This window comes from Spirochaetales bacterium (genome assembly GCA_016930085.1).
In the GTDB taxonomy this organism is placed as follows: Bacteria; Spirochaetota; Spirochaetia; order SZUA-6; family JAFGRV01; genus JAFGHO01.
Genome location: JAFGHO010000095.1, coordinates 1 through 11177, shown reverse-complemented (window position 1 = coordinate 11177; position 11177 = coordinate 1). Strand labels below are relative to the sequence as shown.

The following is an 11177-nucleotide window of genomic DNA, read 5'->3' as shown; positions in this document are numbered from 1 at the left end:
CGTCTTCCTGAAAGGCGTCTTCCTGAAAGGCGTCTTCCTGAAAGGCGTCTTCCTGAAAGGCGTCTTCCTGAAAGGCGTCTTCCTGAATATTGAAGACACTGCGGGTTAATTTATTTTAAAAAAATATATCCCGTGTTTGAAAAAAAAAATTTAATTGATTACAATGAGATAAAAGAAGGGATTGACCGTATAGCGAAACAGGATGGCGGTGTGAAAAAAAATTATAGCGTATATATTATCGATAGACAACCTGTCGTAAGAAAAGGACTTTCGACAATTATTACCGAAGTCCGGGGGTTCGATATTTGCGGCGATTGCAGTGATACGAAAAATGTTTATGAATCGATCGAAAAACTAAATCCCGATATCATTATTCTTGATATTGCGCTTAAAGAAGGCAGCGGTATCGAGTTTATCAAGGATCTCAAGGTTCGATTTCCCGAAATTCATATTCTTGTATTCTCCCATCATGACGAATCCATCTACGCGGACCACGTGCTTCGGGCGGGGGCGCTCGGATATATCATGAAGGATGAGGAACCGGATAAAATTAAAGAAGCGATCAAATACGTACTCAAGGGTGAAATTTTCGTGAGTGAAAAGATCAGACTCAAGCTGCTCAAGCGCCTGATTTCCAATAAACCAAAACCGTACCAGTCGCCGATGGAGCAATTATCGAGTCGGGAACTGGAAGTATTTCAACTCATCGGTGCGGGGCTTTCGACAAGGAAAATCGCATCGGAACTCAATCTGGGTATAAAAACTATCGAAACATACCGGTTTAATATAAAAAAGAAGTTGGGTATCAGTGACAATACCGAACTGATCCACCACGCGTCAAAGTGGTTTTTCAACGAAAATAAAGGAAAATTTCAAGAAGAAATATAGGTGCACGGGCAGTGTCTTTTATAAACAGACGATGACAATCGTGTGATCGGGTGGGACGGCTTCATGAAACACGCTCGCATGGAACCCGTATTATTATCAGAGAGAGTCCGCGTATGAAAAAAAAGGAAACACTTCACGAGAAGCTTGTCGGGGGATTATCCGGAATTCGTAATTCAGTCCATCAAATCGATGCCGATACGACCGATCGGGACGATAGAGATCATTCGCTTTTAACCGGCAATGAGGATGGATTCAGCCTGCTTTCCCAATCATCGCATCCCTGTATTGTGATCAATGGCAACGCAACAATACGGTATGTCAATGCGGCATTTGAAAAGCTCACCGGTTTTTCCGGCAGAATGCTTACCGGGAAGGGGGTGCCGTACCCGTGGTGGAAGAAGAGGTCGTCGAATGAGATAAAAGCGTATCGGGAGAAACTCGGGATCATTAAATCTAAAAAATCGTATCGTTGCGAGGAGTGTTGCATTACCAGCACGGGAGAAACAATCTGGGTTGAAAAAACTTATATTCCCGTTGTCGGCAACGGGAAATTCAGATGTTATATCTCCACATGGATTGATATCACACGACGGAAAGAAATCGAGGATGAATTACGTTTGAGTGTCTACCGCTTCGAGCAGCTTTTCGATCATATGTCGAGCGGTGTTGCCGTGTTCAGCGCGATTGAGGGCGGTGATGATTTCATGTTCGTTACGATCAACCGGGCCGCTGAACAAATCGAGAAAATTAAAAAAGAAGATGTTTTTGGAAAAAGCGTAAAGGAAATATTCCCCGGCATCGCGGAGTTCGGATTATTCAGGGTATTTCAGGAGGTCTGGCAGACCGGGATTCCGCAGCACCATCCCGTTTCACTGTACACAGACAAGCGGATCACCGGCTACAGGGACAATTACGTGTATAAGCTTCCCACCGGAGAAATAGTCGCCGTGTATGACGATTGTACCCGTCAGAAACAGGCTGAAGAAGCACTCTATGAAAGCGAGATTAAATTCCGCAGTCTTGTCGAGCAGTCAAAGGACGGCATCGTGATGGTCGATAAAGCGGGCGTGATTGTCGAATGGAACGGGGCGCAGGAGACGTTGAGCGGATTAAAAAAGGAAGATGTCGTCGGGAAGCCGATATCCGAAATTCATAAAGCCGGACAACACGGTGATAAGGGTTCTGGAACCTTTTCCTGTTATTGTGCTCGCATTATGGCGATGGTTGAAGAGCTGACCGGTTGCAGGGGAAAAAACCCGAGTGAAACGCTTTCGGAAATGGAAATCCGGCATGCCGACGGATCTCTCACGATAATCGAGTCGATGGTGTTTCCCCTGAAAATGGGAAAGGGATGGATGGTCGGGAGCATCAACAGGGATATCACACAGAAGAAAAAAGAAGAAAAACTCGCCCGAATACAGGAAGAGCGGCTTATCCAGGCGAACAGACTGGCCTCGCTTGGGATACTGGTTTCCGGTGTCGCCCACGAGATCAATAATCCGAATCAGGCGATCATGACATATGCCCATATTCTCTCGGAAACATGGAAATCGATGTTGCCGATTCTGGAGCAATATTACCGTGACAATGGGGATTTCCTTCTTTCCGGATTGAAGTATTCGAGCGTGAGAAAGGATATGCTCGATTATATAAAGGGTATTTCCGACAGTTCAAAAAAGATCGATACGATCGTGAGTGATCTTAAAAGCTATTATCGCAGTGAGGAATCGAATGCCGATGAGATCCTCGACATCAATGCAGTGGTCAGGGCGGCAATGACATTGATTCAGCCGTTTATCAGGAAGACAACGCCGCATCATGAGGTGCGTTATGGAGAACATATTCCGCCGGTAAAAGGAAATTTCCGGCGTCTGGAACAGGTGGTCATTAATCTGATCGAAAATGCATGCCAGGCCCTGGTCGATCCGGAAATGGGCGTTTCGATCAATACCCGTTTCAATCGGGACAATGACATGATTGAGATTCATGTCTCCGATCAGGGGGAGGGGATATCTCAGGAGAATTTGAAAAAAATCAAGGATCCGTTTTTCACGACACGCCGTGAATCCGGCAGAACGGGTCTGGGGCTTTTTATTTCCCATTCGATCGTTATCGAACACGGCGGCAGTCTCGATATTGTATCCGAATCGGGGAAATGGACGACAGCGATCGTCAGGCTTCCGCCTGCAAGATAACATACGCTGTGACGGAGGTATATGTGAGTGAAGAAAAAAAACCTGATTTCGCCGTCTGTATTGTCGATGATGAACTTGCGGTTATAAAGAGTTTCGGCGGACTGCTCGAGGCAACAGGCATCTCGAATATTATAGAGATAAACGACAGCAGGGAACTCATGAACTCACTGGCAAAAGAAGATATCGGTGTACTCCTTCTCGATCTTACAATGCCGCATATGAGCGGTGAACGCCTCATGCCCCTCATCCGTGATGAATATCCCGATCTGGCGATCGTCATTATAACGGGAACGGTCGATGTCGGAACCGCCGTGAGGTGCATGAAAATGGGGGCGTTCGATTATCTGGTCAAACCGGTTGAAAACAGCAAACTGATCGCAACGATAAAGCGTGCGATCGAAATTGAGGAACTCAAAAGAGAGAACAGGAGGCTGAAGAAACATTTCATTTCACAGGAACTCGACCATCCGGAAGCCTTTACCGACATTATTACCCGGAATCAGCGGATGAAACAACTCTTCATCTATGTCGAGTCGATCGCGCGAACGGACAAGCCGGTTCTCATTACCGGGGAAACCGGTACCGGCAAGGAATTGATTGCGCGGGCGATACACGTGATCAGCAGGAGGAAAGACAATGTTTTTCTTTCCGCCAATATAGCGGCATACGATGAAAATACCCTTACCGACACACTCTTCGGCCATGTCAGGGGAGCGTTTACCGGAGCGGATAGCAGCCGAAAAGGTCTGGTTGAAACCGCGTCGAGGGGCACTCTTTTTCTCGATGAAATCGGTGATCTAAACGAGAGTTGCCAGGTGAAGCTTCTGAGGCTTTTGGAATCAGGTCAATATTACCCGCTTGGTTCCGATATGCCGAAGCAATCGGGGGCCCGCATCATCGTGGCCACGAATAAGGATCTGAAGCAGGCGTTCGAAAACGGAGGTTTTCGGAAGGACCTTTTCTTTCGACTGTATACACATCATGTTCATCTCCCTCCGCTCAGGGAACGAATGGACGATCTTCCCTTTCTTATCGACTATTTTGTAAAACAATCCTCTGAGGAATTGGGAAGGGATATCCCGGTGGTCCCGTCACAAGTATTCGGATTTCTTAAGGCATATTCATTTCCCGGAAATATAAGGGAATTGAAGTCATTGATACTCGATGCGATGAGCCGCATCCCGTCCGATTCACACACGCTTTCTCCCGGATTTTTTTACAATACGCTTTCTCTGAACAAATCGGAGATGAATGAAGGTGAAAAACCCGCCATTCGGTTCGGAATCGAGCTTCCGACTATAAAGGAAGCGGTACAACAGGTTGTCGACGAGGCGCTTAAAAGGACGGGGGGTAACCAGAGTGAGGCGGCACAGTTGCTCGGTATCAGCCAGCAGGCATTGAATAAACGCTTGCAGAAGAGAAGAAAAACACCGCCACGTGGTTAACGATACGGGTTACGCGTCTGTACGTAACGGACGGTTTTACTACAATATTTTTACGGACGGTTACAACAAAGGTTGTTGAACGAATAACCCCGTATTTTTTTATCCATGTTTAATTTTAGTTAATATAAAGAAATACTAATAATTTAATCCATGGCATACTCTTTGCTTATACATTGGTATGGTTTTTTTCGTTAATCTCGATACGGGGTTTACATTTTGTATTTCATATTCCGAGCTTGGAATGGTGAACAGGGTTGTTCAGGAAACCGAAAAATTTCTCAAAGTGTATGGCATACGGCAGTATATGAACCTGCTCTTGGTTTTACGTGAATTGCTCATTATTGCCATTGTGGGAAATGATGAAAACGAAACCGATAATCTCATAAAGTGCAGAATTTCGAATTGTTCCGGGGCGCGATTCAAAATAGAAATAGAAGATCAGGGGGGTGGATTCGAGTACGGTATGCTCGACAGAAGTATCGTCAATACACGGGTTCCTGTAAAGAATAAAGGATATCTGCTTGTTTCCATGCTTTCGGATGACATTGAAGTAACTCCCGCGCTGAATAAAGTGACGGTATATGTCACCTGCGGCTGAATGAGTAAAACAAAGTACCGGTAATCCCCGTTACATAAGATCACCGTCATTAACCGATACAACTAAGGAAATGGATGATCGGATTCATCATTTTCCTTAGCGTTTATTCAGTTATATTCCTATTGAAAAGAAAACAAAAAAAAATAGAGTTTAATAGTGGACACTCTTCGTGCCGTAACGGGGAAGAGTGAACGGCAAGGGGATTATCGTATCGTTAGTGGAATGAAGATGGTGTGGATGCGGTTTCGGATATTCGGGGTATGCAATCCGCCATCATCACGAAAACGAAATGATATCCGGGCGAATGAGACTTTTTTGAAAGGAGAATGGCTATGAGCGTTGCAGAAAAGGTGAAATCATTTCAATGTCTGACTTTTACTCTTGGAGATGAAGTATTTGCGGTGGATATAATGAAAATTCAACAGATTCTCGACTTTACCAGAATCACTAAAGTACCGAAAACCCCTGACTTTATGAGAGGGGTGATAAATCTGCGGGGAAGTGTCGTCCCGGTTGTCGACCTGAGGTTAAAGTTCGGCATGGAACAGACCGAACAAAGTATCGACACCTGCATTATTGTTATGGAAATATCGTTTGGAAAGGAAACCACGGTTTTGGGCGCCCTCGCGGATTCCGTGCAGGAGGTTATCGAACTGGAACCGGACCAGATCGAGGAAGTACCAAAAATAGGAACGACTCTCAACACCGAGTTTATCAAAGGGATGGGGAAGAAAGGAGAATCGTTTATTATCATACTCGATATTGACAGCGTTTTTTCGGATTCGGAAATCGATACCGTGAAGTCAGTCAAAGCACAGGCCGAAGGAATACGGGAAGAGGATTCGGGGAAAAAATAATCCATTATTTTTCTGAACAAGGTATAAAAGCAAGTGAAGGAGGAGATTCTTTTTATATTTGTCAAAAGCCGTTCCCGAGGATGGTTGATAACGTACGACAGTGTGAAGACGGTCAATAGCATTACGCTTTTTTTTATAAGTCGACCTGCGGCCCTTTATTCTTTTTTATTAACGTGGTATAATGCGGCTAAAAGAAAAAGGAAAGATACGATATTATGAAAATACTGATTGTTGAAGATGATTTCATAAGTAGAAAGTTGATGATAAAATATCTGACGCCGTATGGTGAGGTGGATATCGCCGTGGACGGTGAAGAAGCGCTTGAAGCCTTATCGCGTGCGTGGGAGGACAATGCGCCGTATCAATTGATCTGTCTCGATATCAAGATGCCGGGAATGGACGGCCATGAGGTTCTCGACAAAATAAGGAAGATCGAAAAGGAAAAGAACATCGGTGAAAAAAAAGCGGTCAAGGTCATTATGACGACGATATTGAAGGATCCGGAAAATGTATTCAACGCCTATTATAAAGGCAGAGCCGTGGCGTATCTGGTAAAACCGTTCGGCGAAGACGATATCATCGACGAAATTAAAAAATTGGGGCTCGTTTAACCTCTATAGCCGCCGAATATACATATTCGTTATACATGCTTTTGTCCTGATGCCGGGTTTGGGCGGATTTCTCACAAACGGTCCTGAGTCCTTTATAACGAATATATGAGATGAAAATAATAGTTATCCCTGTGCGTTGAATGACGGATCAGGTCTCGGCACTGAAAAAAAAGAGGGCCGATCCCCCGTAGAACCGGCGGTCATGGCACACGAGTCTTCCGACGGAATACGGTGTTTCTTCCTGTTTTGGAACATGGATAACGAGTCTTCCGTCCCCTGAAAGAAGGCCGCGCTCGTCGATGAGTTTCAGTATCCCGGGCTTGCCCTGAAAAGCGAACGGCGGATCGATGAAGATGACATCGAAAGAAGCCGCGGTTTTTCCGATAAACCGGTATACGTCCGTTATGCGAATCTCGACGCCCGACTCGACGAACGAACAGTTTTTATATAATGTCCCCCGTTTCCTGTAATCTTTCTCGACCATAACGACCTTCTTGGCGCCGCGTGAAACGGCCTCGATGCCGACAACGCCCGAACCGGAAAAAAGATCGAGAAACGTTAGTCCGTCGAGGTCTCCCAGAATCGCGAAGAGGGATTCCCTCATCCGGTCCATGGCCGGCCGGATGACGCCCGGCGGGCAGATGATTTTTCTTCCTTTATATATTCCGCCTGTAATTCTCATACTTTCATCATATCAGGGCTGAAAGAGATCCTGTTGCCGGAACATAGGTTTTTTTCCATCCGCCCCGTTTTCATTATCGGCGGTTTTCTCATCGTCATCCGGATTCCCGATTTCGGGAAAAGGATTACGCCATTGCCAGCCTGTCTTTCCCGTGGAACGCAGGTTTTCAAGCCGTCGAATTGTTATTTCTGCGAAAACCGGATCGATATCGGCAGTAAAGACACGCCTGCGGTTCCGTTCTCCCGCGATAAGTGTTGTCCCCGAATGGGCAAAAAGATCGATAACGGCATCGCATTCTACGCTTGAAGAAAGCATGATCCGTTCGATCGCTTCAAGCGGTTTCTGTGCGTAACAGCCCGCGACATTTTCCTCCATTCTGTAGAATACCTGCTGAATGTCAATCCACACATTTCCCGGCCTGATTGTGTTTGCCTTGCTCCGTTCCAAATTTTCCGTTCTTTTTCCTCCCACGACCTTATAATACCCTTTGAGGACTTTGGGAATATCGGTATAGCAGACATTAAATGCGGGATCGCCTTTGATATAATGCAGAAGTTCCTGCCTTACCCACATCCAGTTGCGCTGTGTTCCGTAACCGCGCTGGTTTCTGAGGGTGATAAAATTTCTCGGCCTCAATTGAGTGAATTCCCTCAACAACAATAGCAGTTCCGGAAGGGGCTGAAAATTGTCGTTGACATCGAGTCCCGTCCATATGTAGAAGTGGGCCGAGTCTTTAGTGCATAACAGAATGTTTTCAATCCATTTTCTCGAAAAGGCGATATACGTTTCGGGAGATATTTTGAAAAGGCTGTCCGTTTTCGCTTTCCCCACCCCGACGTTGTAGGGGGGATCGCAGATAAGACATGAGGATGTTTGACCGTCAATGAGGCGGAGGACGTCTTCTTTTTTTGTCCCGTCGATAACACCGACACGGTGTCCCCTCTCGCTGTCTTCCCATATTTCTCCGTATGAAAGACGGCAGAGTGGAAGCAGCGTCGCTCGAAGGTCGCCGTAAAGATCCAGACGACCGAGTTTTTCAGTTGTTGTATCCGTTGACAATTTTCCTGGTCCTTTCTTTTTTTATCCGGTATATTCCGAAGAGGAGGGAGAGGAGGAGCATGAGCGTACAACTAGCGAGGGCAAAATCCGCGATATTGAAGGTCGGGAAATGGGATATATGAAAGAGTCCGTACATTTTAAGGCTGATGAAATCGATCACCCCGTCCGGCCTGAATATCCTGTCGATAATATTTCCGAGTCCGCCGCCCGTGATACCCGCTATGACGAAACGCTGAAAACGCGAAAAATTATCGGCCTTAAAGGAATAAAACACGACATAACCGAGAACGAAAAGAGGGAATACGACAAACAGGAGGTATCGGAGGGCGGCCGGGAAATGGGCACCGAGGCTGAATGCGACACCGAGATTTTTTTCATGGACGATCCTGATGAACCCGTTGAAGAGTGTAAACCCGGTTTCATGGATATGAAGGTCAGCTGACACGGCTGTTTTTGTCACCTGATCGAATATGACTACAAGGAGTGTTATGAGGTAAGGGAAAAGTTTTTCCCGCAGCTTGTTTGCCATACGCGAACTATAGCGGGTATGTTATATCTGTTCAAGCCATTAATAAAAATGCCGCCGACATTCGGAGAGCATCCTTTGAAGGTGGATTTTTGCCAACTATATGTCGTCATTATTTTATGGGCACTTCTAAAAACTTGCTTTGCAGGTTTTTAGAACCACAAAATATTTCCCTAAGCCCACAAGGGCACCTAAAGGGAAAACTATCTTTGTATTTATATAGAGAATTATAATAATCGGCTGTGTTTCTATACTATTTTCTATAGGTGACATGACATATATACAGCATAAAAAGATAGTTTTTAGAGGTGCCCTTATAATTAATGTATTGATAAGGAAGCCGGGAACCCTGAAAAATAGTTAACCAATTCCGACTATATATGATATAATCATGGCTTCCCGGTTTCATTGTAAAACGATTTTCGGAGACAAGAGGTTATGGACAAAATCAGGGTGCTGATTGCAGACGATCATATCGTCGTACGGCAGGGATTTCGAGAACTTTTAAGGAGTCACCGTGATATCGAGGTCGTCGGTGAAGCTTCGAGCGGCGAAGAGGCGCTCGAATTGGCGGGAGCATTCGAACCCGATATTATTCTGATGGACATTGCGATGCCGGGAATTAATGGTATCGAGGCGACGAAAAAGATCAAAAAATCGAATCCGGCCGTCAACATTATTATCCTGACCGCCTATGATAATGACGAGTTTATTTTCGCCTGCCTCGCTGCGAAGGCCGCGGGATATCTTCTGAAGAATATCGAGGGAGACGAATTGATCCGCTCGATACGCGCCGTGTATCATGGTGATTCCGTTCTTCATCCCAGTATTACCAGAAAGGTCATCGGACGCCTTCAAAGCCGGGAAGAAGAAAAACAACTCCCAAAAAGGAATGTGATTTCACGTCGTGAACTCGAGATCGTCAGGCTGGGTATCGAGGGATTCGTTAACAAGGAAATCGCGGATCGTTTGAGGATTTCGGAAAGAACCGTGCAGACACATTGGCGAAATATATTCGTCAAACTGAATGTGAGTACGAGAGTCGAGGCGATCATGATCTGTCTGCGAAAAAAATGGGTAACGCTGGATGAAAAAGAGTATACGCCGGGCTGAGAAACCCCATCGCTTTCTTATTCTGTTATCCTCACCCGGTTTCTGGATTGTCACCGGATTATTGATGCTTTCCGCGATACTTCATTACCCGCAGCTGCTTCCTTTTCCGGATGTTTCCGGGATGAACTCCTTGTTCGGGCTTCAACGTCATGCAGTCGAACGAATCATCTTTCTCCTCCCCATCACATTGGCGGCCTATATAGGGGGTGGAAAAGGAGGGGTGGCCTGTCTCCTTGCCGCCCTCTCGCTGATGTTTCCGCGGGTCTTCCTTTTTTCGCAATTCCCGAAAGACGCTTTTTTTGAAACATGCATGGTCGGGGTGACAGGTACACTCATTAATCTCTGGCTTGAATCAAGGCGCAGGCAACTGCATCAACAAAAAAGAATGGAGGAGAAACTCAGGTTTTATACTGATAAAATAAGCCGCGCCCATGAAGAGGAACGTAAACGTATCGCCCGGGAATTGCATGACGACACGATACAGGATCTCATTGTCATAAGCAGGCAGCTCGATTCGGGTATTAAAGGCGGCGTACCCGCCGGTGCCAAATGGAAGCGGTTACAGCAATCGATGCGTGAAAGAATCGATGAAATGATTGTGAGGATGCGTCGGTTTATTCAATTTCTCAGACCGCCGACACTCGATTACCTCGGTCTTGTCCCCGCGCTTCGTGAACTCGCGGGCGACAGTGAAGCCGTGCACGGTATCCGTATCCGCCTCGTCGTTCCCGAACGACTTCCGGAAATCCGGAAGGAAAACGAACTCCTTGTTTATCGTATTGTGCAGGAGGCTTTGAATAACATACGGAAACACTCGGGGGTCAAAGAGGCGAGTGTGTTAATAAAGCATGAGGAGGCGATGCTGAAAGTGGAAGTGCGGGATACGGGGAAGGGGTTTGATATGAGGCGGAACGATGAGTTCATTCGGAACGGTAAAGTGGGCATTATGGGTATGGAAGAGCGGGCGCATCTTCTTCAGGGAACACTTTCGATCGTATCCGAAAAGGGCGGCGGAACAGCGGTGAGACTGGAAGTGCCCTGTTAGTGCGGATTTCTCACATACAGTTTTAATTATCACTAACTTGTTTCAATATAGACAATTATATTAAATGTCATAAAACAGTTTGCTTTTTGAGAAAAGCGCCAAAACCCGGCTTAAATATGTAAGTCACTTTATAATAAACAGATAACAAACATTTCAAT

Annotated in this window: 11 protein-coding genes; 8 read left to right on the top strand and 3 right to left on the bottom strand. The window is 45.9% G+C overall.

Going from position 1 to position 11177, the window contains the following annotated elements:
* Nucleotides 1-210: 210 nt before the first annotated feature.
* The 6 genes from JW881_16385 (at nucleotide 211) to JW881_16360 (ending at nucleotide 6594) form a co-directional block, all read left to right on the top strand.
* Nucleotides 211-888 carry a response regulator transcription factor gene (locus tag JW881_16385; GenBank protein MBN1699099.1) on the top strand — a complete coding sequence of 226 codons (678 nt, stop codon included), beginning with the start codon at nucleotides 211-213 and terminating at the stop codon, nucleotides 886-888.
* A gap of 113 nt (nucleotides 889-1001) precedes the next feature.
* Entirely contained in the window at nucleotides 1002-3083 is a 2082-nt protein-coding gene (locus JW881_16380; protein ID MBN1699098.1) for a PAS domain S-box protein, read from the top strand.
* Between the two features lie 23 nt (nucleotides 3084-3106).
* Nucleotides 3107-4528: a sigma-54-dependent Fis family transcriptional regulator gene (locus JW881_16375; GenBank protein MBN1699097.1), complete on the top strand. Its 1422-nt coding sequence runs from the start codon at nucleotides 3107-3109 to the stop codon at nucleotides 4526-4528.
* 241 nt (nucleotides 4529-4769) lie between these two features.
* Nucleotides 4770-5126, top strand: coding sequence for an ATP-binding protein (locus JW881_16370; GenBank protein ID MBN1699096.1), 357 nt, complete (start codon nucleotides 4770-4772; stop codon nucleotides 5124-5126).
* Between the two features lie 332 nt (nucleotides 5127-5458).
* Entirely contained in the window at nucleotides 5459-5983 is a 525-nt protein-coding gene (locus tag JW881_16365; protein MBN1699095.1) for a chemotaxis protein CheW, read from the top strand.
* Between the two features lie 215 nt (nucleotides 5984-6198).
* Entirely contained in the window at nucleotides 6199-6594 is a 396-nt protein-coding gene (locus JW881_16360; protein MBN1699094.1) for a response regulator, read from the top strand.
* Between the two features lie 148 nt (nucleotides 6595-6742).
* Here JW881_16360 and rsmD read toward each other — a convergent pair whose 3' ends face one another.
* From rsmD to JW881_16345, 3 genes are read right to left on the bottom strand one after another with little or no spacing between them, the layout of a single operon-like run.
* Nucleotides 6743-7276 (bottom strand): 16S rRNA (guanine(966)-N(2))-methyltransferase RsmD, encoded by a 534-nt coding sequence (gene rsmD / locus JW881_16355; GenBank protein ID MBN1699093.1) that lies wholly within the window; start codon nucleotides 7274-7276, stop codon nucleotides 6743-6745.
* A 12-nt stretch (nucleotides 7277-7288) separates the two neighbouring features.
* Complete coding sequence (locus tag JW881_16350) at nucleotides 7289-8335, bottom strand: site-specific DNA-methyltransferase (GenBank protein ID MBN1699092.1); 1047 nt, start codon at nucleotides 8333-8335, stop codon at nucleotides 7289-7291.
* Nucleotides 8313-8864 (bottom strand): signal peptidase II, encoded by a 552-nt coding sequence (locus JW881_16345; protein ID MBN1699091.1) that lies wholly within the window; start codon nucleotides 8862-8864, stop codon nucleotides 8313-8315. The genes JW881_16350 and JW881_16345 overlap by 23 nt, the downstream gene beginning before the upstream one ends.
* A gap of 435 nt (nucleotides 8865-9299) precedes the next feature.
* Here JW881_16345 and JW881_16340 point away from each other — a divergent pair, with 435 nt between their 5' ends.
* Nucleotides 9300-9974, top strand: coding sequence for a response regulator transcription factor (locus JW881_16340; GenBank protein MBN1699090.1), 675 nt, complete (start codon nucleotides 9300-9302; stop codon nucleotides 9972-9974).
* Nucleotides 9949-11019: a sensor histidine kinase gene (locus JW881_16335; protein ID MBN1699089.1), complete on the top strand. Its 1071-nt coding sequence runs from the start codon at nucleotides 9949-9951 to the stop codon at nucleotides 11017-11019. The genes JW881_16340 and JW881_16335 overlap by 26 nt, the downstream gene beginning before the upstream one ends.
* Nucleotides 11020-11177 lie beyond the last annotated feature (158 nt).

What these genes read in the sequence shown, in the direction of transcription:
- JW881_16380 (MBN1699098.1), top strand. Translation starts at nt 1,002, where the DNA reads ATGAAAAAAAAGGAAACACTTCACGAGAAGCTTGTCGGGGGATTATCC.
- JW881_16370 (MBN1699096.1), top strand. Translation starts at nt 4,770, where the DNA reads ATGGTGAACAGGGTTGTTCAGGAAACCGAAAAATTTCTCAAAGTGTAT.
- JW881_16365 (MBN1699095.1), top strand. Translation starts at nt 5,459, where the DNA reads ATGAGCGTTGCAGAAAAGGTGAAATCATTTCAATGTCTGACTTTTACT.
- JW881_16360 (MBN1699094.1), top strand. Translation starts at nt 6,199, where the DNA reads ATGAAAATACTGATTGTTGAAGATGATTTCATAAGTAGAAAGTTGATG.
- rsmD (MBN1699093.1), bottom strand. Translation starts at nt 7,276, where the DNA reads ATGAGAATTACAGGCGGAATATATAAAGGAAGAAAAATCATCTGCCCG.
- JW881_16345 (MBN1699091.1), bottom strand. Translation starts at nt 8,864, where the DNA reads ATGGCAAACAAGCTGCGGGAAAAACTTTTCCCTTACCTCATAACACTC.
- JW881_16340 (MBN1699090.1), top strand. Translation starts at nt 9,300, where the DNA reads ATGGACAAAATCAGGGTGCTGATTGCAGACGATCATATCGTCGTACGG.
- JW881_16335 (MBN1699089.1), top strand. Translation starts at nt 9,949, where the DNA reads ATGAAAAAGAGTATACGCCGGGCTGAGAAACCCCATCGCTTTCTTATT.